The organism is Algoriella xinjiangensis (genome assembly GCF_900115015.1).
In the GTDB taxonomy this organism is placed as follows: Bacteria; Bacteroidota; Bacteroidia; order Flavobacteriales; family Weeksellaceae; genus Empedobacter; species Empedobacter xinjiangensis.
In genome coordinates this window covers 135,547-161,806 of the sequence record NZ_FOUZ01000006.1, presented here as the reverse complement: position 1 = coordinate 161,806, position 26,260 = coordinate 135,547, and the positions used below count along the sequence as shown (strand labels likewise).

The following is a 26,260-nucleotide window of genomic DNA, read 5'->3' as shown; positions in this document are numbered from 1 at the left end:
AACTATTTAATTATCAATATTTTAAATTTTAATATTCCGGAAGTGTATTTTGTACACTTTTTTACTTGTTAATCAAGTGTTAAATGATGCTATTTTTGAAATAACCATTTATTGAAATAAAATGAAAAAATATTTTTTTCCATTATTTATTCTCGGGTCTTTAAGTATAAATGCCCAAGTTACGAATGATTCTATACAAGTTGAAGCTGATCCTTTTGCAAGTGATTCTATCATATTAAATCAAGCAGTTGTGATAGGTTATGGGTCTGTAAAGAAATCAGATTTGACATCAGCTGTATCATCAGCAAATTCGAAAGACATTATGCAAATCGCCAGTACCACTGCAATGCAGTCGTTACAAGGTAAATTAGCAGGTGTTAATATTATAAATACTGATACTCCTGGTGGAACACCAACAGTTTTGGTAAGAGGAATGGGAACCGCATTAGGAGGTAAAGCTCCTTTATATGTAGTTGATGGTTTAATTGTGCCAAATATTGCAAATATCAATCCAAGTGATATTGATAAAATTGATGTTTTAAAAGATGCAGCATCTTCTGCTATTTACGGTGTACGTGGTGCTAATGGAGTTGTTGTAATTACAACTAAACGTGGTAAAACTGGTAAGCTAAAAGTAAATTACGACACTTATTTCGGTGTAAGAAATACTATGAATATGGTTGAAATGGCAGATGCCAATCAATATATTACTTATTTTAATGAACAACGTAAGGCAACTGGCGGATCACTAATTTCTACAAATCAAAAATATAATACTGATTGGTTTGACGAAATGTTAACTACTGGGCAAATTATTAGCAATAATGTCTCGTTATCAGGAGCTGGAGAAAGTATTAATTACATGTTTAGTGTTAATAACTTTGAAGAAAAAGGAATTTTAGAAGGAAATAATTTTAAAAGAACATCTATTCGTAGTAATAACGATTACAAATTGTTTGATGGTAAACTTAAAATCAAGCAGAGTGTAAGTGCTACTTTTTCAAGAGAAATTCCAAAGCCTTATGGTGCTTTTGATGTTGCTTATCGTCAATCTCCTTTAGTTCCTGTAAAATATGAGAATGGACGTTGGGGGTTACCAATTTTTAATACAACAACGGGCGAAGTTACTTATGTAGCAAATGCAGGTGAGGTTACAAGTAATTTAAATTCGCACGGTAATCCTATGGCGACGTTGTTTTATGACAATCAAAAAATCAATACAACGACAATTCAAGGAAATATCGAGGCAGAATTAAAGTTAACAAAAGGATTAACAATTACTTCAAGAACAGGAGCTACTAAATATTGGTATAAATACAGAGAATATAATCCAATAAAAGAAAAATGGATTGCTGGTAATCCAATTAGAACCGCTTCAGAATTTGAAGGTTTAAAAGCAGCAAACCCTACAAGTGGAACGTATATGAATAATTCGTTAAACCTTAACAATATTGAAACATTTAGATGGTCTTGGGAAAATTTTGTGACATTTGATCGCAAATTCGGAGATCACTCATTTAATGTTGTTGCAGGTGTTTCTGCTGAAAAAACAGGAATTGGAGAATTTTCAAATACAACAGTTTATGATGTGCCTGATAAAGAACAATATTGGTCTGTTCACCATGCTTCAGGAGATTATGAAGCATCAATAGATCAAAATAATTATACACCTGTTGCTTACGCATCATATTTTGCACGTTTACAGTATAATTATGCAAACAAATATTATGTTTCTGGTATTATTAGACGTGATGGTTCAAGTCAATTTAAGAACAATCAACAATATTGGGGAACTTTTCCATCAGCTTCTGTTGCTTGGAATATCTCAAACGAAGAATTTTTAAAGGATAGTAATACAATTTCATTCTTAAAACTTCGTGGAGGTTGGGGACGTTTAGGTAATGCTGATGTACCTTATAATTATACTACAATTACTACAGCTACAGGAAGTGATAATGCAAATTATGTTTTCGGACCAGGTCAAGATCTTGTTTTCGGAGCTTATGTAGGTTCACCTGCTTATGATGTTTCTTGGGAAATAGTAGAGGAATGGAGTACGGGTTTAGATTTTGAATTGTTTAAAGGAAAAGTTACAGGTAATTTAGATTATTATAACAAAACCACTAAAAATGCAATTTTAAGTATTAATCAGATTTTATCTTCTCCTTATGATAAAAATTTTGTTGATCATGCAGCAGAAGTTGTAAACAAAGGATTTGAGATTGCTTTAAACTATAACAATGAAACCTCAGGCGGATTACGTTATTCAATTGGTGGAAATTTTAATTACAATGAAAACGAAGTAACTTATGTTAAACCAGGTTATGCAGGTATGACAGGAGGGTCTTTAGGTAACGGACAAATTGCAAAACGTCTTGAAGCTGGTCAACCATTAGGTTCTTTTTGGTTATATGAAGTAGAAGGCGTTTGGCAAACACAAACCGATATTGATAACAATGCGCATCTTTCCAGTGCACGTCCAGGACATTTACGTTACAAAGATCAAAATGGAGATGGTGTAATTGATGATCGCGATAAAAAATTTATGGGATCATACATTCCAAAGTTTAATTACGGAATTAATATCAATTTAGATTATAAAAACTTTGACCTTAATATTAGTGGTTATGGCGCTGGTGGAAATAAAATTTACAACGGAATCAAAAACACGCGTTTAGGTGGAGAAAATATAACAGTTGATACATTTAATAATCGTTGGACGGGTGCAGGAACATCTAATACAAACCCTGGTTCAGAAAGAGATCAAGTTGCATCGTCTTATTACTTAGAAAAAGGAGATTATTTCCGTTTAAGCAATATTACTTTAGGTTACAATTTCCGAGATAAAATAGATTTTGTAAAAAACCTAAGATTATATGTAAGTGCACAAAATGTTTTCATTGTTACAAAATATTCAGGATTTACACCAGAATTAACACTAAATAATGAAAAAGGTAAACGTTACGATGGAAGTCCTTACGGAACAACTGGAATGGATTTCTCAGCTTATCCAAACGTAACAACATTTTTAGTAGGATTAAATGTAGAATTCTAATCTTTAAACTTTAATAAAATGAAAAAAAATATAGTTAAAATAGCAATTTTTACAGCTTTCTCATCTTTTACAGTCTTTTCTTCTTGCTCTAATGAATTTTTAGATATAGCTTCTGAGGAAAATATTGCAATAGATGATCAAGCAACTCAATCACCAGAAAAATATGTAAACGGAATTTATGGTATGTTTACAGATTGGGATTATGCATTTTCTTGGTTAGGTGTTACCGAAATGATTTCAGATAATGCAGACAAAGGAAGCTCATCTACAGATAATGGAGGAGATAAAAGAGATTTAGACGAATTGTTGCATAGTTCTACAACTGGTTCAGTAGAAGCAATGTGGACAAAATTTTATAAAACAATAGGAAGATCTTCTTATTCTATAAAATATACAACAGAATCTACAATTACAGATACAGAAAAGAGTAGATTAATTGGCGAAGCAAAATTTTTGCGAGCATTATCTTACTTTTATTTAGTTCGCATGTTTGGAGACGTTGTAATACAAGATTTAGAAGATGCTTCTACATATTCTGTTCGTCAACCAAAAGCAGAAGTATATGCCTATATCGAAGAAGATTTATTAGATGCAATTTCTAAATTACCTTTAAAAAGCGAATATGCAGCAAAAGACTTAGGCCGTGCTACAAAAGGAGCAGCTCAAGGTTTATTAGCAAAAGTATATTTATATCAAGGTAAAAATCAGCAAGCATACGATATGGCTACAACGGTCATTAATTCTGGTCAATATGATTTAGAAGCCGATTATGCAACAACTTGGCGTGTAGAAACTGAAAATGGAAAAGAATCTCTTTTCGAAATTCAGGCCAGAGGTACGGCTGTAGCACATGGTGTACAACAATATTCAGAAACCCAAGGTGCTCGAGGTACTGGTGGTTGGGGTTGGGGATTTAATGTTCCTTCTCAAAATTTATTAGATGCTTTTAATGCAGAAGGAGATGCAATTCGTCGTGATGCAACAATCATTTTTAGGGGAGAAACATTGTATGATGGTCGTTTGGTACCAACTTCTGTAGAAAACCCAATGTACAATGAAAAAGCATATTCAAGTGCTAATTTAGGTTCTGGCGATGGAGATAAAAATATACGAGTTATTCGTTTCTCAGAAATGTTATTGATTCAAGCCGAAGCAGCAAATGAGATTGGTCAAGATGCTTTAAGTTCATTAAACCGAGTAAGAGCGCGTGTAAAATTAGCTCCAGTTTCTGGTTTATCAAAAGACCAACTTCGTACAAAAATTTGGAACGAAAGACGTTTAGAATTAGCTTTCGAACACGATCGTTGGTTTGATTTAGTTCGTACAGGACAAGCCAAAGCAATGATGGCTGCTAATGGAAAAATATTTGTTACAGGTAAACATGAGTTATTTCCAATTCCTAATGCTCAATTAATTCAAACACCTTCAATGACGCAAAACCCAGGTTGGTAAATGCTTATAACATACAAAACGGCAATCCTTACTTGCGCTATATTATGTAGTGCAAGTGGCTTTGCCCAAACAAAAAAGGAAAATAAGTTGTTGGATAAAGTTCAGCAACAGACGATACAATATTTTTGGGATTATGCAGAACCACACTCAAAATTAGCAAGAGAACGATTTCATCCAGATGGATTTTATCCCGAAAATGATTCAAATATCATTACAACTGGTGGAACCGGTTTTGGATTGATGAGTTTAATTGTTGGTATTGAGCGAGATTTTGTTCCAAGAAACGAAGCAGTTGATCGTATTTTAACTGGATTACATTTTTTAGAAAAAGCAGATCGTTTTCACGGTGCTTGGCCACATTGGTTAAACGGAGAAACGGGAAAAGTAAAACCTTTTAGCACGTACGATAACGGTGGCGATTTGGTAGAAACTGCATTTCTTGCACAAGGTTTAATTTGTTTGAAAGAATATTTTAAAGATTCTAAAAACCCAAAAGAACAAGAAATTTCGAAATTGGCAGATCGACTTTGGAAAGAGATTGATTTTCAGTTCTATACAAAAGGAGAGAATGTATTGTATTGGCATTGGTCGCCAAATTACGAATGGAAAATTAATTTCCCGTTAAAAGGATTTGATGAAACATTGATTACATATATTATTGCTGCTTCGTCGCCAAAACATGCCATCAATTCGGATGTTTATTACAATGGTTGGACAAGAAATGGTGCAATAAAATCTACGGATGAGGTTTACGGTATTCCATTAGTTGTAAAACACAATGGTGTTGATAAAAATGTTGGACCATTATTTTGGGCGCAATATTCGTTCATCGGACTAAATCCGACTAATTTGGTTGATTCTATTGGAGTTGATTATGGTAAAGTTGTAAAAAATCAAACCAAAATTCAATACCTATACAACCAAAATAAAAAGGAAGTTTTTCCTAAATATGGTAAAAATATGTGGGGTTTAACAGCAAGTTATTCGTTTAATCCTGATGGTACAGAAGGTTATACTGCGCATGCGCCAACAAATGATAGAAATGTGATAACGCCAACGGCAGCACTTTCATCATTTCCATATTCGCCAAAAGAATCAATGGATTTCTTGAAATTTATTTATCAAAAACAAAACGATAAATTGATTGGTGTCGCGGGTCCTTATGACGCTGTTGATGTTAAAAATGATAAAGTTATTGCAAAATATTTGGCAATAGATCAAGGTACAATTACGCCAATGATTGAGAATTATAGATCAGGATTATTATGGAAATTGTTTATGCAGAATGAAGATGTAAAGAGAGGATTAGAGAAACTAAAATTTAGCTCTAAACCCTCAACTAATTAACAACTTGTTGTAAAATTTGGCTTAAGAAAAAGCTTATTCAAAATCGAAAAAATGAAAAAATTAATCTATTCAATTGCTTTCTTAGGATTAGCATTTAATACATACGCGCAGAAAATAAAGTTTGATAAAACAAAATCAAAACAAGAGTTTATCGATTATGTAATGAAACAAATGACTATTGATGATAAAGTTGGTCAAATGGTTCAATACACTTATGATGGAGGAGATGTAACAGGTTCTGCAATTGATAAGAATTATATAAAATATACAAAGCAAGGTATGATGGGCTCGGTGTTTAACGCAACGACAACAGATATTACCAGAAAATTACAAAAAATTGCAGTAGAAGAAACACGTCTTGGTATTCCATTAATTTTTGGATATGATGTTGTACACGGTTACGAAACAATTTTTCCAATTCCGTTAGGCGAAGCAGCTTCTTGGGATTTAAAAGCAATCGAAAAATCTGCACGTGTAGCGGCTACAGAAACTGCTGCTGGTGGTGTACATTGGACTTTTGCACCAATGGTAGACATTGGTTTTGATCCACGTTGGGGTAGAGTTTCGGAAGGCGCAGGTGAAGATACTTTTTTAGGAAGTAAAATAGCTGTGGCTCGTGTTAATGGATTTCAAGGTAAAAATTTATATGACCTTAATACAGTTTTGGCGTGTACAAAACATTTCGCAGGTTATGCGTTGGCACAAGCTGGTCGCGATTATAATTCTGTCGAAATTTCAGATCGTTTTTTAAGAGATTATATTTTGCCGCCTTTCAAAGCAACTGTTGATGCAGGTGCAGGATCGTTTATGACATCTTTTAATGAAATTGGTGGAGTTCCGTCAACAGCAAGTAAATATTTATACGATGATATTTTGCGTAAAGAATGGAATTTTAAAGGTTTTGTTGTAACTGATTATACTGCAATTCAAGAATTAATTCCGCATGGTGTTGCAAAAGATTTAGAAGAAGCAACTTTAAAATCTGTAGATGCTGGTATTGAAATGGATATGATGAGTGGTGCTTTTCTTAATCATTTAGCAAAATTAGTAAAAGACGGAAAAGTAAAAGAAGAGGTTATAAATACGGCTGTTCGTCGAATTTTAGAAGCAAAATATGATTTGGGATTATTTGAAGATCCTTATCGTTATTCTGATGCTAAAAGAGAGAAAGAAACCGTAATGAAGAAAGAATTTTTGGATGATGCGAGAGATGTAGCACGTAAATCAATGATTTTATTAAAAAACCAAAATCAAGTTCTTCCGCTTAAAGAAAATCAAAAAATTGCTTACATCGGTCCTTTGGTAAAAGATGAAAAAAATATCATCGGAAACTGGGCTGCACGTGGCGATCGTTACGGAAAAGCTTGGTCTGTTTGGGAAGGTTTAAATGATGTTTTAGGTAAAAATGCAAAGATTACGTATGCGCAAGGGACAGATTTAAATTCGACAAATACAAATGGTTTTCAAGAAGCAATCAATATTGCTAAAAATTCGGATGTAATTGTTGCGGTGATGGGCGAAAACGAAAATCAAACCGGAGAAGCAGCTTCACAAACAAATATTGATTTACCAGGTAATCAAAAAGAATTATTAAAAGAATTAAAGAAATTAGGAAAACCAATCGTTTTAGTTTTAATGGCTGGTCGTCCAATGACAATTTCTTGGGAACAAGAAAATATGGATGCTATTTTATACACGTGGTATCCTGGTACAATGGGAGGTTTAGCGATTTCGGATGTGTTATATGGAAAGTATAATCCGTCAGGAAAAACACCAATGACTTTCCCAAGATCGGTTGGTCAAATTCCAATTCATTACAATCAAAAAAATACAGGTCGTCCATATTTAGGCGATGCTGATGCCGAGCAAAAGTATAAATCACGTTATACAGATTCGCCAAATTCACCTTTATATCCATTTGGTTACGGTTTAAGTTATACAAATTTTGATTACAGTAACTTAAAATTGAACAAAACAAGTTTGAAAAATGGAACAGACGAAATTAAAATTACTGTAGACGTTAAAAATACAGGAAATTTTGATGGAGAAGAAGTGGTGCAATTATATGTTCGCGATTTAGTAGGAAGTGTAACACGACCAGTTCGCGAGTTAAAAGGTTTTGATAAAGTAATGATTAAAAAAGGTGAAACAAAATCTGTTTCATTTACATTAACGCCCGAAGATTTAAAATTTCATGATATCAATATGAAATATGTTGCCGAAGCAGGTGATTTTGAAATTTATGTAGGCGGAAACTCGAATGCTACATTAAAATCGAGTTTCGTTTTAGTTGATTAAATTCCTCATTTATAGTTAGAAATTTAATTTATTTCTCACCCAAGTAAGTATTGCGGTACTTACTTGGATTTTATTAAAAACTCACAATGAAAAAATACATAAGTTTAAGTCTAATTTTGATGATGTTGGCCTGTTTTGCACAAGAAAACTTAGCCATTATGTCATATAATATTCGATTAGCTTCGGTAGATGATGGACCAAATCATTGGAATATCAGAAAGCAAAAATTGGTTGATTTAATCAATTATTATGATGCCGATTTTATTGGTGTACAAGAAGCTCAAATTCCTCAATTGGATTTTATCAAACAAAATAATTTACAATTAGAGTTTATTGGTTTACCGCGTTCGGAGGATACGAATGCAGAATATTCGGCTATTTTCTACAAAAAAGAAAAGTATAAAGTCATCAAACAAAAAACAATGTGGTTATCAGAAACGCCAAATCAAGTTTCTAAAGGTTGGGATGCAGCTTACAATCGCATTATTACTTACGGTTTGTTTGAAAATAAAAAGACAAAAAAATCTGTTTGGATTATTAACACACATTTTGATCACGTCGGAAAAATTGCACGTCAAAAATCCTTAGAAATGATTGATAATTTAATTCAACAATTAACAAAAGAAAAAAATGTTCCAGCATTTTTTATGGGCGATTTTAATATGAATCACGATGATGCTTCGGTTAAATATATTCAACAAAAATATTTAGATACTCGTTTAAATGCTGAGGTTGTTTATGGACCAAATTTTACGTGGGAAGATTTTAAATTTCACGAAAAAGGAACCGAAGTTTTAGATTATATTTTATACAAGAAAAACGAAAAGGTGGTGTGTAAAAGTTTTAATACGATTGATGATTTCTACGATTTCAAATATCCATCTGATCATTTACCAATTTTAGCAAAATTTATTATTCAATAAGACATGAAAAAATCACACATAAAATATCCATTAATAACGTGTTTGTTATTTAATTATTTGGCTGCAAATGCGCAAGATTTTAAATTATCTAACAAAAAAATAGAAGTTTATACAACGGCAAAAAATACAAATCAACGTATTACAAAGTCTACAGATAAATTTAGTGTAAAAAAGTTTCCGCAACCAAAAGAAACTGATATCGCGATTTTTATCGATCCAAAACGTAAGTTTCAAAAGTTTGAAGGAATTGGAGGTGCAATTACAGACGCTTCGGCAGAGGTTTTAGCAAAATTACCAAAGAAAACGCAGCAAGAAATTATCAAAGCATATTACAATGAAACTTCTGGAATTGGTTATTCATTAATCAGAACAAATATCAATTCATGCGATTTTTCGAGTGATAGTTATACGTATGTAAAAGACAATGACAAAGAATTGAAGTCGTTTGATATTTCACATGATTTGAAGTTTAAAATTCCGATGATTAAAATGGCGAAAGCCGAAATGAAAGAAAATTACCGTTTATATGCGAGTCCTTGGAGTCCACCAGCTTGGATGAAAACGAACAATAGCATGTTAAAAGGTGGTAGTTTATTGAAAGAATATTATCAAACTTGGTCTAATTATTTTGTGAAATTTATTAATAATTACGAAAAAAATGGTTTGCCAGTTTGGGGAGTTTCTATTCAGAATGAGCCAATGGCAACGCAAACGTGGGAATCTTGCATTTATACAGCAGAAGAAGAGCGTGATTTTCTGAAAGATTATTTAGGACCAACTTTCGAAAAAAATAATTTAAAAGACAAAAAAATAATTGTTTGGGACCATAACCGCGATTTAATTTATCAACGTGCCTCTACAATTTTAAATGATCCCGAAGCTGCAAAATATGTTTGGGGTGTAGGTTTTCATTGGTACGAAACATGGAACGGAAGCGCAAATTTGTTTAATAATGTAGCTTTAACGCACGAAGCTTTTCCTAATGTAAATCTTATTTTTACAGAAGGTTGTAAAGAACAATTTGTTTATGACCAAATGGGAAATTGGAGTTTAGGAGAAAAATACGGCTATAATATGATGAACGATTTTAACTCTGGTACAGTTGCTTGGACAGATTGGAATGTTTTGTTAGATGAAAAAGGTGGTCCAAATCATGTTGGTAATTTCTGTTTTGCACCAATTCACGGTGATACACGAGATGGAAAGGTAACTTACACCAATTCATTTTATTACATCGGTCAATTTTCTAAATTTATTCGTCCAGGTGCGCAGCGTATTGCGGCTTCATCTAATCGCTCGGATTTGATGACAACATCGTTTATTAATAAAGACGGAAAAGTTGTAGTTGTTGTGATGAATCAAACTGATAAACCATATCAATATAATTTATGGATAGAAGGTGAAGCGGTAGAAATTAACTCGCAAGAGCATTCTATCAGTACAATAATTGTATCATAATCATTAGAATATAATAAATAAAGGGAAAATTATTTATAGTAGATTGCTTGACAAATTAATAATTTAAACGATTATAGTCAAGCAATTTTTTTTAAAAATGAACGGAAATAATGAAATATTTAGTTTTAATACTCATCACATTTAATTTTGTTTATGGTCAAAAAACAATTGTTTACGATCAACAAAATAACTTGGCTTTTGATATTTATTATCCAAAAAATTACAAAGACAACCAATCGTATAACGTTTTTGCTTGGGTACATGGCGGAGGATTTTCTGGCGGAACACGCACTGATAAAGAAGAAGTTGAGCGTATGAAAGATGCGCAAGAAAGAGGTTTTGTATCAATTTCTATCTCATACCGATTATTAGCAAATTCAGATGAAGGTTTTGGATGTGATTTACCTAAAAATGAAAAATTAATGATTTTTAAAGAAGCTTCTTTTGATGTTTTAAATGCACTAAATTATGTGCAAACCAATCAAAAAGAGTTGAAATTATCGATTAATAAATTAATTTTAGGTGGAAGTAGTGCAGGAGCAGAAACAATTCTTAATGCTTATTATTTAAGAGATCTTTGGTTTGGAAATCAATTTAATCAAGTCAAAATAGATGGTTTGGTAAGTTATGCTGGCGCAATTGTGGATGATCGTTTTGTAACGAAATCTAACATTTTACCAACCGTTTATGTACATGGTTTAAGCGATGATGTTGTGCCACCAAATAATGCGCCACATCGTAGTTGTTTAGATAATCAACCCGGATTTTTTCCATTGGCTGGTTCACAAACGTTAGTAAGCTTGAATAAAAAATACAAGCAATCGTCTTTATCAATTTTCTCGAAATCGGGAAAACATGAATGGTCTGGGCTGAAAAAAGAGTATTTGAATCAAATTTTTGAGTTTATAAATCAATCAGTTATAAATTCAGACAAAATAAATAAACAAATTAGGGTTAATTAGAAGTACTGAAATATGATTATAAACGTTATATATTCTTTACTTTATAGCCTAAAACTGTTGTATTTTACAATATAATTAACATATATTTATAGGCTAGTTACTAATTAAATTAGCAAAACAATTAAAACATTTTATAACAAACACATGAGTCAATCACAAAAAACAAATTGGGGACAATTTATTCCTTTAGTTACGGTTTTTTTCTTTTGGGGATTCGTAGCGGCGAGTAATGATATTTTGATCCCAGTATTTAAAAAAGCATTTGATTTATCGCAAGGACAAAGTCAATTTGTATCATTAGCTTTTTATATTGCTTACACAGTAGGTTCTGTCATTTACATGATTATTTCGATGATTATGGGGAAAGATTTAATCAATAAAATCGGCTATAAAAATAGTTTATCTTTAGGACTATTAATCTCAGCTTTAGGAACATTATTGTTTATTCCAGCTGCTAATTTGGAATCATATCCATTGATGCTTTCCGGATTATTTACAGTTGCTTTAGGATTTTCGTTACAACAAACCGTTGCTAATCCATTAGCTATCGCATTAGGAAATCCAAATACAGGATCGCAGCGATTAACATTAGCTGGCGGAATTAATAATTTAGGAACTACAATAGGACCTTTAATCGTAGCGTATGCAATTTTTGGAAGCGCATCTGATGGAAATACAGAATTGAGTATTGAGAGTGTGAAAATTCCATATTTATGCTTGGGATTAGCATTTTTGATAGTTGCTATTTTCTTAAAATTCTCTTCATTACCTAGTCATCCAGATCAAGAAGAAGAAACGGAGGAATCTGCTGCAAATAATAAAGATAGATCTTCGGCACTAAAATATCCACAGTTGGTTTTAGGAATGATTGCTATTTTTTTATATGTAGGTGTAGAAGTATCTACAGCAAGTAATCTACCAGATTATATGGAAAAAGAGTTAGGTTTTACAATTGCGCAAGTTGCACCATACGTTTCTCTTTATTGGGCAAGTATGATGATTGGGCGTTGGGGTGGTGCTGCCGAAGCTTTTGGTTTAGACAAATCTAAAACAATGATTTTAAAATTTGTTGCACCATATTTAGCTTTTGGTGTTTTCTTATTGGTAAATTTAATTGCTGGTCATGAACTTCAACCATTCTATTTTTATGCGATAATTATTTTAGTTTTAATCTTAGCAGATATTTCTACCAAAGGAAATCCTGCTCGAATGATATTAACATTCTCGGTAATTGGAATTATAGCTTTATTGATTGGTATGAATACTAGCGGATTAGTTAGTGTTTATGCGATAACAAGTGTTGGTTTATTTTGTAGTACACTATGGCCTTGTATATTTGCCTTAGCAATAAATGGATTAGGGAAAAATACATCTCAAGGAAGTAGCTTTTTGATTATGATGATTATGGGAGGAGGAATTGTGAGTTATTTACAAGGAATTTTAGCTGATAAAACATCTATCCACTTTAGTTATATAGCAGGTGTAATCTGTTTTGCATATTTAGTATTTTATGCATTAATATCTCCAGTTTTATTAAAAAAACAAGGAATCAGCTTGAGTAATGTAAAATCAGAAGGAGGACATTAAATAATAAATAAAAAGCTTAATCGTACGATTAGGCTTTTTTATAAGTTTATAAAAAATGAATAGATTAACTAAAATTCAGATTACTTTAGTTGTAATGTTTGTATTGTTACTAATAATCTCTGTAAATATTTTTTTTAGTTACAGAAGTATTAGCGCATTGCAAATTATAGAATTAAAAAAATTAATAGAAATTAACCCTAGTTCGGGATTAATAGATCATTATAAATCTGAAATCCAACTAATAGAACAACCTTTAAAATTATACCGTATATTTTGGTTAATAGGAGCTTCGGTTGTTTTAATTATAGGAAGTTATCTCATTTATATTTTTAGAAAGAATAAAATCTAACAAAAACCATCTCAATTGAGATGGTTTTTTTATATTTATTTTGCAGGTTGTTGCTGTGTTACACAATGTACCATTCCTCCATTTTGATATAAATTTCTTACATCAATTCCCACAACAGTTCTTGTAGGATAAAGGCTCTGAATTATTGTGTTTGCAACAATATCATTAGGATCATTATAATTTGGTACTAAAATTTTATTGTTTGCGATATAATAGTTAACATAAGAACCTTTGTAACCTAAATTTGTTCCGTTAGTTGTTACTACATTTTTTTGAGTTAATGGAACTTTTAAAAACGAATAAGGTGTACCACTTTTATTTTTAGCAGCATATAGGCTATTTATATCATTTTGTTTTACATCAAAAGCCAATAAATCTTTTTGATCCATTGTTACAATAGTTGACGAATTTCCAAATCTTGCAAATCCATCAATATGTTGATCGGTAAGCTCAAGACCAGGTTGACCATCCAACCAAATAAAATTAGTTGCTCCAAGATATTTTGTAAATATACTTTCAGCTTCAGCTAATGTCATTCCAGGATTTCTGTTATTATTAAGGATAGAGCTTTTACAGGCCATTAATGTTCCGTTACCATCAATTTCTACACTTCCACCTTCATTTACCATTTCATTAGTTAGGTTTATTAATGTTTTTCCTTGATCCTTGGCAATTTTTTGAGGAATTATATCACAATTATCAAATTCTATTGGTTCTCCAGATTCTTCATCTATTTTTTCACCCCATCCATTAAATCCCCAATCTTCAATAACTAAATTACCTTTTTCATCTCTCACATATATTGGCCCGTTATCTCTTACCCAAACATCATCTGTTTTATAAATTTTAAAATCTATATTAGTTAACGATACATTTGCATTTTCTAAAAGAGAAATAATTCTATCTTTTTCGGTTTGATTATATGCAATGATGTGTACTTTTTCGCCACTTACTAATTCCTTTGTCATTGCAATCCAAGTTGGATCCAAACTATTTCGATATTCTAATCCATATTGATATTGGTGAGGCCATTGTAGCCAAGTTCCTTCGTGCATTTCACTTTCTTCTGGCATGGTATAAAGAATTTTTTCTTTTGAAGGATTTTGATCGTCTTCTTTATTACACGAACTACAAAAACTTATAACTGTCATAGTTATTAATAGGATTTTATTCATAGGTTAATGATTTAAAATTGTTTGAAATATAGAAATGATAATACCAATAAAAGCAGAGGAAATACCAATAATGAATATTTTTAATGTCTTTTGATAATATTTAGCGGTATTATCTTTAGGATAGTTATTATTTAAAATTCTATAAAGTGCAATAATTAGTAATATTATACTTGTAAGCAAACCTATACTTACAAAATAGTCGCTTATTTGTGTTTCTGTTATAGGTTCTGTAGCCCATTTTCCCGTAAAGCCAAGTACAAAACCAAGTATAATACCAATTGAGGTAACCATTGGTTGTCTGTAATTTTGAATATTTTCGTCTATTAGAAATTTGAGATTTATATTTATAATTGAAGCTAAAATATAAAAGCGCATTAACTAAGTTAACACGCTTTATTCAATAAAAAAATAAAAATTTATTCCTGAAATAATAAATAATTTTCGTCGTCTAATTTCTGATATCCAACATCATACACATAAAAAATTGTACCATGTTTTGTATCACTCACATTTGTAATATACTTAAAATCAAAGTTACGCAAATTAAGTTCTAGTTTAGAAACCGAACGCGCACTTTCTTCCAATAAAGTTTTTAAGATACGATTATTTCTTCTTAATCGATTGTTGACATTTCGAACGATTTCTACTTTATCTCTGTTAAGATTATTATTGTACGAATTTCGACAGAAATCGTTACAAAATTTTTTGTCTTTACGACCAAACAATGTTTGGTTGCATTGTAGGCATGTATTCATAAGATTAGATTTAGGTTTGTTAGGACAAATATAATAATAAAAACATTTTAACCTAATAAAATTAATAACAATTATTTAACCACGATTTATTAGCTAGTAATCAAATTATTAGTGTTCTAAAATTTTTCTATCAAATGGTTTTATTATTTTTGTTTAAAATATATTGAATTTTGAGATTTCTGAAAAATTTACCCGATCCATTTATCATTTCGTTGTTTGTCGCAATTCTTATTGCGTACTTTTTTCCTGCAGTTAGTTTATGGAATTATGACTCGTTTAACCTAAATACAATTATAGATATTGGTATAATTTTAGTCTTTTTCTTTTATGGATTAAAATTAAATTGGAAAGATGTTTTTAAAGATTTAGCAAATTGGCGAATGCATGTTTTAATTCAATCAATCACATTTATTTTATTTCCGTTATTGGTTTTATTAGGCTATCCAATCGTAAAATTAGACGCTGCATATTTCACTTTATTTGTTGCGGTTTTTTATTTAGCAGCTTTACCAAGTACAGTTTCTTCGTCGGTTGTTATGGTTTCTATTGCAAAAGGAAACATACCAAGTGCCATTTTTAATGCAAGTATTTCGGGCTTAATAGGCATTATTGTAACACCTTTGTGGATGAGTTTATTTTTATCTAAAAATGGAGGCGATTTCAACTTGATGGCGACTTTTTTAGATTTAATTTTAAAGATTATTTTACCCGTAATTTTAGGTGCTTTTGCGCAACCATTTTTAGGAAATTTCTACAATAAATACAAAAAACAATTCTCTAATTTAGATAAACTCACAATTATTCTGATTGTTTACAATAGTTTTAGTCACACTTTTTTGGACGGATTATTTACCAAAATAGGCGTTTATCCTTTACTTATTGTTTTATTTATCGTTATTATTTTGTTTTTTGTGGTCTTTAATTTCTCAAAATGGATTGCAATTAAAATGAATTTTAACCGAGAAGATGATATTACAATTCAGTTTTGTTCTACAAAAAAATCATTGGTTCATGGTTCGGTTATTGCAGCTGTACTTTTTTCGGGTGATATCGGAATTTATTTAATTCCAATTATGTTATATCACACGTTTCAGTTAATTTATGTTAGTTATGTTGCAAATCAATATGCAAAAGAAGTGGAGTAAAACAGTTGTTGTTTTAAGTATTTTTATAGTTCAAATTATAATTTATTCAATTTTATTTTCGTTTCAGCAAGTAAACGATTTTATCATTCATCACATAACTTTTCCAATTTCAGGTTTTATTGCCAGAATCACAAATGCAATTTCTTTTCCTGTAGGCGAACTTTTCTATTTGTTTTTGGCTTTTATTGGTATTTATTTTTTAGTGAGATTGATAAAAATATCATTCAAAAAAAGAGAAAAATTACCTCAATTACTTACTCAAATTTTGATTTTTGTAAATGTAATTTACTTTGTTTACATGTTTGCTTGGGGAATTATGTATAAGAAAGAAACGTTAACATTTGATTCCAAAGAGATTAAAATTGATCCAAAAATTCTGAAAACAATTTATTGTGAAGAGTTAAACAAAGCAATTTATTCTAGAAATTTAATAAAACATTCAGGTAAAAAAACGATTCAATTTGAATCAACTTTGAATGATTATAATGCAGAGTTTTTCAAATTACAAGTTCATTTAAAAGAATTGAATTGGTTAAAAAATTATCGTTTTCTAGAGCATGCTCATTATAAATTATCCAACATTTCGATGATGCAAAATTATTTAGGAATTTTAGGATATTACAATCCATTTTCTGTAGAAGCGAATCTAAATCGATACAATACAAATCTAAAACAACCGTCTACAATGTTTCACGAATATGGACATCAAATGGGTTTCGCATCAGAAAGTGAAGCAAATTTTTTGGCTTATTATTTAGGTTCTAAATCTAAAAATCCTGAAATAAATTACGCAGTTTATTATAAAAGTGTTTATTCTTTATTGGGCGCAATTTATAAATCTGACCCTTATTTTGTGAAAATGGAATTGGATAATATGCATCCAAATATTGTTGCAGATAGAAAAGCGGAGATAGATTATTATGCTAAATATGAGGGAAAAACAAGTGATACTTTTAGCGAATTAAATAATCAGTTTTTAAAAGCAAATGACCAAGAGGGCACAATAAGTTATAGCAAATATGTAGAGTTAATTTATTATTTGCACCAAACAAAAAAAGGAACTGAATAATCAGTTCCTTTTTTATTATTTATAAGATAATCTTACTTCCAAGCGTATTTATCACCTAAACTTAATGTAGATTTGATGATGTATTTTCCTTCGTCATTTTGTTCTGTTAAAACTAAAATTGGATAATATTCTCCAACAGGAATTAACTTTGTAATATTAGACGTAAAAACTGGTTTTTCTATTTTTGTATTTCCAGAAATTGATAAAACATCAATATTCAATAACTCATAACCACTAACTTCATTATTATCTTTTATCGGTTCATTAGAAAAATAAACTAATAATTTTAATTTCTTTGTTGATTTTGAATCTAAATTCTGAATCGCATTATTTATTCCATCAATTTTAACTAATAAAGTCTGAAAATCAATTTCTAATTGCCAAACCCCAACTAATCTTAACTTTTGATTTGCATGTTCTATATCTAAACTACTACCAACTGGCGTGTAAATATTAGATAAAGAATCATCTAAAGGTTCAGAAGAAACTAATGTTTTTTCTGGTTCTTTTTGAGTAATAGGGAAAGGATCAAGTGCAATTTTTTTATCAATAAAAATTTCATTTGATTCTAATGAAATCTTATTACTTAAAATTTTATAATTAACAATTGAGCCCGAGCTTTTTTCTTTTAATAATAAAATTGGCGTATAATTTCCTTGACTCAAGGCATTAATATCCGAATTTTTGAATGTAATAATTACATTATTAAAACTTGTACCATTTCCTTCTAAGCTTCCTAATTCTGCTGTCGCATTAATTTTATTAGGTAAATTATACAGATTTACTGTAGATGTTGAAGGAACAAAGTATAAGTCTAAATAAAGACCATCACTTGTTTTTGATGTGTAGTTGGTTAACTTTCCACCAGAAATTTTGTAGTTAGACGTATTACCATCATTCGAAATTCTCCAAAGACCATCAAAAGCGTAATCTTTGTTTATTGTCGTTGGCAAATCAATAATGTTTATACTATCTTGTTGAGCTGCAACGTAACTACTTGTGATAAGACTTGCAGTAAAAAACAGTTTAGTAAAAATATTCATAGGTTGTACTTTAAGCGTTATTCAACAAAAATAAGAATTATTATTTCAAAAGACGATTACAAACGGTTATTTTATAAAAAAATCTTTCTCAATTTTCGTGACGTTTAACTAGCTTTGCAAATAGTTAGAGAAAGATGAAGAAAATAGCACCAAAAGATACCGACCAATTTGATAGTTTTGTTCATAAAGAAACAACAACTTTTGAGGATTTAACAGTTTTTGATCGTAATGGTTTAGCGCCAATTTCGATAGAAGATAAATTCGGACTTATTGATAAGGAAGGAAATGTAATTATTCCGTTTGATTATCAAAAATTGGTTTTAACAACTGTAAATGCATATAGTGCGCAGCAAAATGATAAATGGGGTTTTGTGACAAAATCTAATCAAATTTTAATTCCTTTTGATTATGACTTAACAAGTGATTTTATTGAGAACGTTTGTGCAGTTAAAAAAGATGGGAAATGGGGTTTTATAGATTTGATAAATCAAGTTGTTATTCCGTTTTTGTATGATGGTTGTACCGATTTTAAAGCTGGTTTGGCAGGAGTAGAGCAAAACGGAAAATGGGGAATGATTGATAAAAAGAATCAATTATTAATTGATTATCAATATGAATATTTAACACCAGTTGACCAAAATTTTGCAACATTTGGACAAGCAACAACTAATAAAGTAGAACGTCCAGATATATTAGCTTATTTTCCTTATTTCTTGTCAAAAGATAATAATTTGATGCATTTTGGATTGATTTCTACTCAAAATGAGTTGATTTTAGAAGCTATTTCTGAATTACCAATTCTAGAAAGTTATGAAAATCAACCAGTAATTCGTCAAAATTATCAATTGGGTTATTTAAAAGATGGAAAAGATTTTGTGAAATTCGATCAATTTTCTATAGATCCTTACGAAGAAAAAATACTGAAACAAATAGGTGTAATGAAATAAAAAAAGAGCTTAATTAAGCTCTTTTTTGTTTTTCTATTTTTGAGGATGATATTGCATATGTTCGTGATTTTCGTTCATTAACATTTTTTCGCCAACAACTTTAAATCCTTTTCTTTCGTATAATTTTTTTGCATTCGGATTGTCAAAATCGACCAATAATCCCAATACATTATTTTGCTTAATTGCGATTTCTTCAATCAAATAATCTAAAATTTTAGAACCAATTCCTTTTCCTTGAAAATCTGGAGATACTGCAATTGTATCAATATAAATTTCGCCCGCTTGCGTTTCATCTTGTGGATTTATAACTTGATTATAACTTGATTTTAAAATATCTAGAACAGGTTTTCTTAATTCTTCAAGCTTTACACCATCATAAAAAGTTGTGCAACCCGCAATTTGATTGTCATATTCTACAACAATTGTGTTTTGGTAACTATATTGATTATTTTCTTGTTGAATAAGATTTTCTAAAAATAGAGTTCCTTTTTCATCATTTTTTTCTCCAATAAAATCAAAAACGATTTTATCCATCGCCAACATCATTAATTTTGCAACTGATGAAGCGTCTTGTTTTGTTGCTTTTCTAAAATTTAACATAAAAAAATAGCCTTGAGATTTCTCAAGGCTAAGTTAGCAATTATTATAAAATAATTAGTTTGCTTTTAATTTATCTAACGTGTTGTTATATCCTTCTTTTGCTTTTGCGCCAGCTTCTTTAACATCTTGTTTTGCATCTTTCGCTGCATTGTTTATATCAGATTTTGCGTCTTTTGCAGCATCTTTGATATCTTCTTTAGCTTTAGTTGCTTTTTCGTCAACTTTATCAGCAGCATTGTTTACACCTTCTTTTACGTCAGCAGCAGCATTTTTTACAGCAGCTTTAGCGTCTGTCCAAGCAGTGTTAGCATCGTCATAAGCTTTTTGTGCAACAGCTTCAGCAGCTTTATCTCCTTTTGCTTTTGCAGCATCTAAATCAGCTTTAGCTTGATCTAATTTTGCTTTCGCATCAGTTTCAGATAATGTCGTTGTAGTTGTTGTAGTTTCTGTTACGATTGCAGTAGAATCGTTAGCCAAAGAATCTACAGTTACATTAGTTTCAGTTGTTTTTTCAGTTTCTTGTTTACAAGAAGTAGCAAATGATAAAGATGCAACTGCTACTAATACAAAAAGTTTTTTCATAGTTCGTTTTTTAATTGTTTTAATACTATTTGGTTGCAATACAATTTTGATACCAATTTTTTAAATAGTTATAAAATTATATCTGTTTTTTATAAAGTAATAACGAATAGTAGGTTTGATTTATTTTATCTCGGTAGATTTTAACATGCGATAATTTCCAGAAAGATCTTTTATAATTTCAACTTTACGAAATGCTTTTTCGAATAAAAGTTTGGTTTCTTCGGGTAAATATTGATTTATTTCGCAATAAACTGTTCCATTATTTGTTAAATTGTTTTGAGCAAAAGCAATAATTCGTTCATAAAAAATCAAGGCATTATCATCTTCTACAAAAAGCGCCAAATGTGGTTCGAATTCTAAAACATTTTGATGCATTTCTGCCTTTTCTAAATTTCTGATATACGGCGGATTAGAAACAATTACATCAAATTTTTCGTCAAAAATAAGTTCTTCTAATAAATCTTTTTGATAAAAATGAATGGTTGTAGTTAGATTTTTGGCATTGATTTGTGCAACTTTTAGCGCTTCTGGCGAAACATCAATTGCAGAAACTTTGGCTGATGTAAATATTTTTGAAAGTGTGATAGGAATGCAACCCGTTCCTGTGCCTAAATCTATAATCGATAATTTTTCTTCTTTCGGAAAATCATTACGAATGATTTCTATTAATTCTTCGGTTTCTGGACGAGGAATTAAAGTATACTCATTTACGTAAAATAAATTATCGTAGAAAAATGCTTTTTGTGTAATATGTTGTACTGGTTTTCCTGCTTTTAGGGCAATTAAATCTTCATTTGCTTCTGCTTCAAATTCAAAATTTTGAGTAGGCGAGTAGCGTAAATCAAACTTATCTTCTAAATAAATAAGAAATATAGCATCGATTTCGTCTTGACTGTATAGTGTTTGTAACTCGTTGTAGAAGTTTTGTTTTAAATCTGCTAACGTCATGGCGTTAAATTTTTGTAAAGTTAATTTATCTCGTCAATATTGCACGATTGTTGTTTTAATTTATTAAACTATTAAAAATTATCTATATGAAAATGAATAAATTAATTGCAGCAATTTTTTTCTTAGGATTAGGACAAATTGCGTTTTCTCAAATCTCGATTGATGGAACAAATCAAACGCAGACTATAGATTGTAAGGGAGATAGAGTAGAAGTTGCGGGAAGTGGACATGATATTACGTTGAGAGGGAATTGTGGTAAAGTAGTTTTGCAAGGTGTTAATAATACGGTGAAAGTTGATGGATTATTAAGTGTAGAATTGGCTGGTTCTGGCAATAAACTGTATTATTCGAAAGCGCTATCAAAAAACGGAAAATTACCTCAGTCTATTTTAGGTGTTGATAATAAGATTATCAAGAGAAAATAAGTTATATAAACTAAATTATAAGCTTCTATTACGTAGAAATTACGAATAGAGGCTTTTTTAACGCCAAATTATATACTCTTTTAGGTTTATTGTTCTGTATTATATTCTTGAAATAAGTGCATTTTTTGAGTTTTTAACATTAGAATTAGATTAGAAATGTATTAGAATTATGTTAAAATTGTGACTTCTTAATGATTTTTCTCAGCTTGTATAAATGTTAAAAATATTGATAGTTCATTCAATATGCGATATTGTATAAATATTCATAATTTAAATTTATTATTTTTGAATAAATGATAAAACAAGGTTATGTTTTGTTAATCGGCCAATTTTTATCCGTTGTTATTTTCTAATAAACAATTATAAATTTGTACGATATAAGCCACCTAAATAATTATAAGTAAATCATTTAATATACCTTATTATGTTTTTATTAATAATTAAACTCCTTATATAATGCTTTTTATTAGTAAAAAGTAACTCTCTCAAACGACCTACATAATTTTATTGTTTTTTTAAACAATAATAGATAAACGAATAACTAATAAAGAGATATATGCAGAAATTACATTTACCATTTTTATTAATATCAAGCTTAAGCATCGCTCAAGTGGGTATTGGAACATCGTCACCAATCAGCAAACTTGATGTTAATGGAGAAGTTGTTTTAAGAGGTTCACTTAGAGTTGGGGGAACTGATACAACTAAAGGAAAAGCTGGAGAAAAAGATCAAGTTTTAGTTTCGCAAGGAGTTGGAAATTCACCGACTTGGAAATATGTAAACGTTCCGTTTATGGAGAATGGTCAGTATAAATTGATTAATACTTATGTTGCAGATAATAGTACTGGAATTAGAACTTTAACAACTGCTGACGGTATTGCATTAAGTAATATTGGTGATGCTTATACTACAACTTGGGCTAAAATAGCTGGTTTAAAAACGAGTATGGAGATTCAATCAACAGAAAATATAATCACTTATCAATTGCAAGCTGGTATAGAGGCGAATACGCCAACTGGAACAGCAGTTGGAGAGGTGAAGTTTCTTTGCGGTATTTTCAAGAATGATAAATTAGTCGCACTTAGGCCAGATAAAATCACAACACTTACTGTTGGTACACCTATTCAATATATTTACACATTAAATTATACAGAAGAAAATGTAACAAAAGGAACACATGTTATAGAAGTTGCTTGCCGTAGAATAGAAGGTACTGGTCATACATTTGCTATCGGAACAAATACAGCAGGTTCTACAAATTCTAATGGTTTTGCATTGAAATCTTTTCTTAAAATTGATTTGACTGAATTAGTAACTTTTAAAACAGAAAAAAAATGAAAAAAGTCTTATTAATTATTTTAGGAACGCTTTCTTTTAATGCAATAGCACAAATAGGTATTGATACCAAAAGTCCACAAGCAAGTCTTGATGTAAATGGAGATTTTGGATTAAGAAAACGATTATTTTTAGACAATGAGAACAAAGAATCTCAAGGAATAACAGATCAAGTATTGGTTTCACAAGGAGAAGGACTTGCACCAACTTGGAAAGCTTTGAGAATCCCATTGTATGAGCCAAATAAGTTTTATTTGATTTTTAATGATTCATTTTCTGATCAAGTAGGTTTAAGAATAGCGTCTAGTCAAGTTGTTGCTTCAAATCTTACAACAGATTTAGTAGAGAATGCAACCTTAACGAATTTAAAAACAAAGGGTTTTCAGGAAATAGCAGGATTATCAAAAACATTTACGGTAAATAGTACTTCGAGTAAAGTTTACTTTCAGTTTGAGACAGTTGTTCAACAAAACAATTTAGTTCAACAAAAGAATGTGGATAATAATTCAAATTCAAGTGTAACTGGAGATGATTTAAAATATGCGTGTGGTATTTTTATAGATGATGTATTGAAAAGTATACGAATTAATACACTTTTTAATAGTACTGCTTCAAGTACCTTTCTTACACATACTCAAATTGGAGGAGCGACTAATTTAACTGCAACATCACATACAGTAAAAGTGGCTTGTGCTAGGTTTAAAACTTCTACCGACTCAAGACTTGTGTTAGCAATTGGTGTAAACGAAAGTAATACAACAAATATTAATGCTTTTATGGCTCAATCTTCTTTAAAAGTAGATGTTTACGAAATTCCTCAAAACTTTAATTCAATTTTTGACTAATCATGAAATTATTTTTATATATACTCACAATAATCTCTACAACTACATTTGTACACTCGCAAGTCGGAATTAATACCGAAAATCCGACAAGAATATTAGATATAAATGGAGATCTTAATTTAAGAAAAGAATTAAGAGTTGGAGGAACAGATATAGTTGCGGGAGAAGCTGGAACTAAAGATCAACTTTTACAAATAAAAGCGGATGCAGATACAAAGAATAATTGGAAAACTTATCAAATAGCCAATGGTACGGGTAGTTTGTCTTTGTATTATCTAAATACAACAAAAGATGATACAGGAATATTATTTAATACAACTGGAAGCACAGCTGCATATAACATGGATGATAATGCAACTGATTGGATTTATTTAACAAAAAATAAAGATAATTTTGTTGTTACAGATGGTACAGGTTCTAGTAAAGTAACGCTTAGCTTACAAACAACGGTACAAATAAATAGAGCTAGTGGATCAGCAAGTTATTCAGCAAGTTTTGCATGTGGTATTTTTCTTAAAAAAGGAACTGAAGAATATAAATTAAAAGCTGTGCGTTCTGACGTAGTAAGAGGTTTAAGAGGTTCGTACAAAATTTTTAATTTAAATGTTACTTTAGATAAATTAGAGCAAGGAAGTTATCAAGTACAAGCGGCTTGTAGAAATAGACAACTTGGTTCTGGAAGTACTTTAGTTAATCTAGGGATTGGACAACCTACAGATACAACTAAACTGAATCAAGCAATGGCTAGTTCAACTATGACAACAACACTTTTACATCCATATTAATAAAATATTTTTTCACATAAAATAAATCCCTCTTAACTTTATTAGATAAGAGGGATTATTAATTTATATTGTTTTTTTAGAATTTTTTATTCGAAATACTTTTCAAGACAATATTCTTTATCATTGTTTCATAATAATAGTAAAGTTGGCTATCATTGCTCATATTATTTTCTAAAACAATAATGCTTATGCTATTTTTCGGAATGTAAATATTCAACGAAGAAAATCCATTTCCTAAGCCAGTATGTCCAATATAGTTTACATTATTTTCTTGCGCAATTCTAATATTGTAGCCATAACCTTGTTTCTCTTTTCCAAAAACGTTATGTTGAGATTGCGCAGAAGCAGTTGTCATTAATTTATACATTTTGTTTGATAATATTTTACCATTATGCAAAAAATTATTCCAAATAAGTAAATCATTTGCGGTAGATATAACACCATCTGCAGGTAAATTTTCTTCGTTAATCAATTCATTTTTTGTTGGTTCAAATCTATTTTTATCATTTATATATCCAGTTGTTAAATTATGGGTACCATCTGCAACATAACAAAAAGTATTTGTCATTTTTAATTCCTTAAAAAGTTCATTTGCAACTTCTCGGTACGATTTTTTTGTAGAATTTTCAATGATTTTACCTAAAAGAACATTCGAAAGATTACCATATTTAAAATCTGTTCCAGGTGTAAAAAGCAAAGGTTTATCAAGTGCAACAATTCCGTGTGTATGATTTAATAATTGATGAACAGTAACAGAATCTGCCCAATTTTGCGTTAACGTCGGAATATATTTCTTTATCGGATCATTTAAATTGACACGTCCTTTTTCAACTTCTTTTAAAAGTAAAACTGATGTAATCTGCTTTGTATTAGACATAATTTCAAACTGATCATCAAGCTTTAAAGGAATTTTATCTTCAATGTTTTTATAGCCAACAGCTTTCGTATAAATAACTTTATCGTTTTTACTGATTAAAATTACACCGTTAAAAGATATCAGATTTTGAGCAGTAATTACACTATCTATTTTAGTTTTAAAATTGCTTTTATGTTGCGCATTTAGGTTAGTAATTGTAAATAATGCAAATAAACTAGCAATTAATTTTAGTTTTAACTTCATTCGTGTCAAAAGATATTTAAGTTAATTTTTTGGGTCATTCAAAAATAATAAAAC

24 protein-coding genes are annotated in these 26,260 nt (G+C 30.3%); 16 read left to right on the top strand and 8 right to left on the bottom strand.

Going from position 1 to position 26,260, the window contains the following annotated elements; all coding sequences use genetic code 11:
* Positions 1-121: 121 nt before the first annotated feature.
* The 9 genes from BM072_RS07350 (at position 122) to BM072_RS07310 (ending at position 13,431) form a co-directional block, all read left to right on the top strand.
* A complete protein-coding gene (locus BM072_RS07350; RefSeq protein ID WP_092908013.1) occupies positions 122-3,055 on the top strand; it encodes a SusC/RagA family TonB-linked outer membrane protein in 2,934 nt (977 codons plus the stop codon).
* A gap of 18 nt (positions 3,056-3,073) precedes the next feature.
* Positions 3,074-4,507 (top strand): RagB/SusD family nutrient uptake outer membrane protein, encoded by a 1,434-nt coding sequence (locus BM072_RS07345; protein ID WP_092908012.1) that lies wholly within the window; start codon positions 3,074-3,076, stop codon positions 4,505-4,507.
* Positions 4,508-5,854, top strand: coding sequence for a glucoamylase family protein (locus tag BM072_RS07340; protein ID WP_092908011.1), 1,347 nt, complete (start codon positions 4,508-4,510; stop codon positions 5,852-5,854).
* Between the two features lie 51 nt (positions 5,855-5,905).
* Positions 5,906-8,152, top strand: coding sequence for a glycoside hydrolase family 3 N-terminal domain-containing protein (locus BM072_RS07335; RefSeq protein WP_092908010.1), 2,247 nt, complete (start codon positions 5,906-5,908; stop codon positions 8,150-8,152).
* 86 nt (positions 8,153-8,238) lie between these two features.
* The gene (locus BM072_RS07330) at positions 8,239-9,075 is read left to right on the top strand and encodes an endonuclease/exonuclease/phosphatase family protein (RefSeq protein ID WP_092908009.1); all 837 of its coding nucleotides are present in this window, start codon (positions 8,239-8,241) and stop codon (positions 9,073-9,075) included.
* Positions 9,076-9,078: 3 nt separating this feature from the next.
* Positions 9,079-10,533 (top strand): glycoside hydrolase family 30 protein, encoded by a 1,455-nt coding sequence (locus BM072_RS07325; RefSeq protein ID WP_092908008.1) that lies wholly within the window; start codon positions 9,079-9,081, stop codon positions 10,531-10,533.
* Between the two features lie 110 nt (positions 10,534-10,643).
* A complete protein-coding gene (locus BM072_RS07320; RefSeq protein ID WP_092908007.1) occupies positions 10,644-11,495 on the top strand; it encodes an alpha/beta hydrolase in 852 nt (283 codons plus the stop codon).
* A 144-nt stretch (positions 11,496-11,639) separates the two neighbouring features.
* Positions 11,640-13,082 carry an MFS transporter gene (locus tag BM072_RS07315; protein ID WP_092908006.1) on the top strand — a complete coding sequence of 481 codons (1,443 nt, stop codon included), beginning with the start codon at positions 11,640-11,642 and terminating at the stop codon, positions 13,080-13,082.
* 55 nt (positions 13,083-13,137) lie between these two features.
* Positions 13,138-13,431 carry a hypothetical protein gene (locus BM072_RS07310; RefSeq protein WP_092908005.1) on the top strand — a complete coding sequence of 98 codons (294 nt, stop codon included), beginning with the start codon at positions 13,138-13,140 and terminating at the stop codon, positions 13,429-13,431.
* Positions 13,432-13,466: 35 nt separating this feature from the next.
* Here the strand turns inward: BM072_RS07310 and BM072_RS07305 are convergent, their stop codons facing one another.
* The 3 genes from BM072_RS07305 to BM072_RS07295 are packed head-to-tail and all read right to left on the bottom strand — an operon-like array spanning position 13,467 to position 15,361.
* Positions 13,467-14,582 (bottom strand): agmatine deiminase family protein, encoded by a 1,116-nt coding sequence (locus tag BM072_RS07305; protein WP_245752071.1) that lies wholly within the window; start codon positions 14,580-14,582, stop codon positions 13,467-13,469.
* A 27-nt stretch (positions 14,583-14,609) separates the two neighbouring features.
* Positions 14,610-14,981 (bottom strand): hypothetical protein, encoded by a 372-nt coding sequence (locus BM072_RS07300; protein ID WP_092908003.1) that lies wholly within the window; start codon positions 14,979-14,981, stop codon positions 14,610-14,612.
* A gap of 41 nt (positions 14,982-15,022) precedes the next feature.
* A complete protein-coding gene (locus BM072_RS07295; protein ID WP_092908002.1) occupies positions 15,023-15,361 on the bottom strand; it encodes a hypothetical protein in 339 nt (112 codons plus the stop codon).
* 170 nt (positions 15,362-15,531) lie between these two features.
* Here BM072_RS07295 and BM072_RS07290 point away from each other — a divergent pair, with 170 nt between their 5' ends.
* Complete coding sequence (locus BM072_RS07290; RefSeq protein ID WP_092908001.1) at positions 15,532-16,506, top strand: bile acid:sodium symporter family protein; 975 nt, start codon at positions 15,532-15,534, stop codon at positions 16,504-16,506.
* On the top strand, positions 16,487-17,575 hold the full coding sequence (locus tag BM072_RS07285) for a DUF3810 family protein (protein ID WP_177190275.1): 1,089 nt from the start codon (positions 16,487-16,489) through the stop codon (positions 17,573-17,575). Before BM072_RS07290 ends, BM072_RS07285 begins: the two co-directional genes overlap by 20 nt.
* A 32-nt stretch (positions 17,576-17,607) precedes the next feature.
* Here BM072_RS07285 and BM072_RS07280 read toward each other — a convergent pair whose 3' ends face one another.
* The gene (locus tag BM072_RS07280; protein WP_092907999.1) at positions 17,608-18,618 is read right to left on the bottom strand and encodes a hypothetical protein; all 1,011 of its coding nucleotides are present in this window, start codon (positions 18,616-18,618) and stop codon (positions 17,608-17,610) included.
* A gap of 134 nt (positions 18,619-18,752) precedes the next feature.
* Between BM072_RS07280 and BM072_RS07275 the strand changes: the two genes are divergently transcribed.
* Positions 18,753-19,565: a WG repeat-containing protein gene (locus tag BM072_RS07275; protein WP_092907998.1), complete on the top strand. Its 813-nt coding sequence runs from the start codon at positions 18,753-18,755 to the stop codon at positions 19,563-19,565.
* 33 nt (positions 19,566-19,598) lie between these two features.
* Here the strand turns inward: BM072_RS07275 and BM072_RS07270 are convergent, their stop codons facing one another.
* The 3 genes from BM072_RS07270 to prmC form a co-directional block, all read right to left on the bottom strand.
* Positions 19,599-20,165, bottom strand: coding sequence for a GNAT family N-acetyltransferase (locus BM072_RS07270; RefSeq protein WP_092907997.1), 567 nt, complete (start codon positions 20,163-20,165; stop codon positions 19,599-19,601).
* A 54-nt stretch (positions 20,166-20,219) separates the two neighbouring features.
* Positions 20,220-20,747, bottom strand: coding sequence for a hypothetical protein (locus tag BM072_RS07265; protein ID WP_125113015.1), 528 nt, complete (start codon positions 20,745-20,747; stop codon positions 20,220-20,222).
* Positions 20,748-20,867: 120 nt separating this feature from the next.
* The gene (gene prmC, locus BM072_RS07260) at positions 20,868-21,695 is read right to left on the bottom strand and encodes a peptide chain release factor N(5)-glutamine methyltransferase (protein WP_092907995.1); all 828 of its coding nucleotides are present in this window, start codon (positions 21,693-21,695) and stop codon (positions 20,868-20,870) included.
* 86 nt (positions 21,696-21,781) lie between these two features.
* On the opposite strand from prmC, the gene BM072_RS07255 reads away from it, so the two are divergent.
* The 4 genes from BM072_RS07255 (at position 21,782) to BM072_RS07240 (ending at position 25,086) form a co-directional block, all read left to right on the top strand.
* Positions 21,782-22,120: a DUF3060 domain-containing protein gene (locus BM072_RS07255; protein WP_092907994.1), complete on the top strand. Its 339-nt coding sequence runs from the start codon at positions 21,782-21,784 to the stop codon at positions 22,118-22,120.
* A gap of 556 nt (positions 22,121-22,676) precedes the next feature.
* Positions 22,677-23,459, top strand: coding sequence for a hypothetical protein (locus BM072_RS07250; RefSeq protein WP_092907993.1), 783 nt, complete (start codon positions 22,677-22,679; stop codon positions 23,457-23,459).
* Positions 23,456-24,301, top strand: a complete 846-nt coding sequence (locus BM072_RS07245; RefSeq protein WP_092907992.1) for a hypothetical protein — start codon at positions 23,456-23,458, stop codon at positions 24,299-24,301. Before BM072_RS07250 ends, BM072_RS07245 begins: the two co-directional genes overlap by 4 nt.
* 2 nt (positions 24,302-24,303) lie before the next feature.
* Positions 24,304-25,086, top strand: a complete 783-nt coding sequence (locus BM072_RS07240) for a hypothetical protein (RefSeq protein ID WP_092907991.1) — start codon at positions 24,304-24,306, stop codon at positions 25,084-25,086.
* A gap of 76 nt (positions 25,087-25,162) precedes the next feature.
* On the opposite strand, the gene BM072_RS07235 is transcribed toward BM072_RS07240, so the two are convergent.
* Positions 25,163-26,206 (bottom strand): serine hydrolase domain-containing protein, encoded by a 1,044-nt coding sequence (locus BM072_RS07235; RefSeq protein ID WP_092907990.1) that lies wholly within the window; start codon positions 26,204-26,206, stop codon positions 25,163-25,165.
* Positions 26,207-26,260: the final 54 nt, after the last annotated feature.

Bases quoted from the DNA above. Each gene is read 5' to 3' on its own strand.
- BM072_RS07350 (WP_092908013.1), top strand. From the start codon at position 122: ATGAAAAAATATTTTTTTCCATTATTTATTCTCGGGTCTTTAAGTATA.
- BM072_RS07345 (WP_092908012.1), top strand. From the start codon at position 3,074: ATGAAAAAAAATATAGTTAAAATAGCAATTTTTACAGCTTTCTCATCT.
- BM072_RS07340 (WP_092908011.1), top strand. From the start codon at position 4,508: ATGCTTATAACATACAAAACGGCAATCCTTACTTGCGCTATATTATGT.
- BM072_RS07335 (WP_092908010.1), top strand. From the start codon at position 5,906: ATGAAAAAATTAATCTATTCAATTGCTTTCTTAGGATTAGCATTTAAT.
- BM072_RS07330 (WP_092908009.1), top strand. From the start codon at position 8,239: ATGAAAAAATACATAAGTTTAAGTCTAATTTTGATGATGTTGGCCTGT.
- BM072_RS07325 (WP_092908008.1), top strand. From the start codon at position 9,079: ATGAAAAAATCACACATAAAATATCCATTAATAACGTGTTTGTTATTT.
- BM072_RS07320 (WP_092908007.1), top strand. From the start codon at position 10,644: ATGAAATATTTAGTTTTAATACTCATCACATTTAATTTTGTTTATGGT.
- BM072_RS07315 (WP_092908006.1), top strand. From the start codon at position 11,640: ATGAGTCAATCACAAAAAACAAATTGGGGACAATTTATTCCTTTAGTT.
- BM072_RS07310 (WP_092908005.1), top strand. From the start codon at position 13,138: ATGAATAGATTAACTAAAATTCAGATTACTTTAGTTGTAATGTTTGTA.
- BM072_RS07305 (WP_245752071.1), bottom strand. From the start codon at position 14,582: ATGACAGTTATAAGTTTTTGTAGTTCGTGTAATAAAGAAGACGATCAA.
- BM072_RS07300 (WP_092908003.1), bottom strand. From the start codon at position 14,981: ATGCGCTTTTATATTTTAGCTTCAATTATAAATATAAATCTCAAATTT.
- BM072_RS07295 (WP_092908002.1), bottom strand. From the start codon at position 15,361: ATGAATACATGCCTACAATGCAACCAAACATTGTTTGGTCGTAAAGAC.
- BM072_RS07285 (WP_177190275.1), top strand. From the start codon at position 16,487: ATGCAAAAGAAGTGGAGTAAAACAGTTGTTGTTTTAAGTATTTTTATA.
- BM072_RS07280 (WP_092907999.1), bottom strand. From the start codon at position 18,618: ATGAATATTTTTACTAAACTGTTTTTTACTGCAAGTCTTATCACAAGT.
- BM072_RS07275 (WP_092907998.1), top strand. From the start codon at position 18,753: ATGAAGAAAATAGCACCAAAAGATACCGACCAATTTGATAGTTTTGTT.
- BM072_RS07270 (WP_092907997.1), bottom strand. From the start codon at position 20,165: ATGTTAAATTTTAGAAAAGCAACAAAACAAGACGCTTCATCAGTTGCA.
- BM072_RS07265 (WP_125113015.1), bottom strand. From the start codon at position 20,747: ATGAAAAAACTTTTTGTATTAGTAGCAGTTGCATCTTTATCATTTGCT.
- prmC (WP_092907995.1), bottom strand. From the start codon at position 21,695: ATGACGTTAGCAGATTTAAAACAAAACTTCTACAACGAGTTACAAACA.
- BM072_RS07255 (WP_092907994.1), top strand. From the start codon at position 21,782: ATGAAAATGAATAAATTAATTGCAGCAATTTTTTTCTTAGGATTAGGA.
- BM072_RS07250 (WP_092907993.1), top strand. From the start codon at position 22,677: ATGCAGAAATTACATTTACCATTTTTATTAATATCAAGCTTAAGCATC.
- BM072_RS07245 (WP_092907992.1), top strand. From the start codon at position 23,456: ATGAAAAAAGTCTTATTAATTATTTTAGGAACGCTTTCTTTTAATGCA.
- BM072_RS07240 (WP_092907991.1), top strand. From the start codon at position 24,304: ATGAAATTATTTTTATATATACTCACAATAATCTCTACAACTACATTT.
- BM072_RS07235 (WP_092907990.1), bottom strand. From the start codon at position 26,206: ATGAAGTTAAAACTAAAATTAATTGCTAGTTTATTTGCATTATTTACA.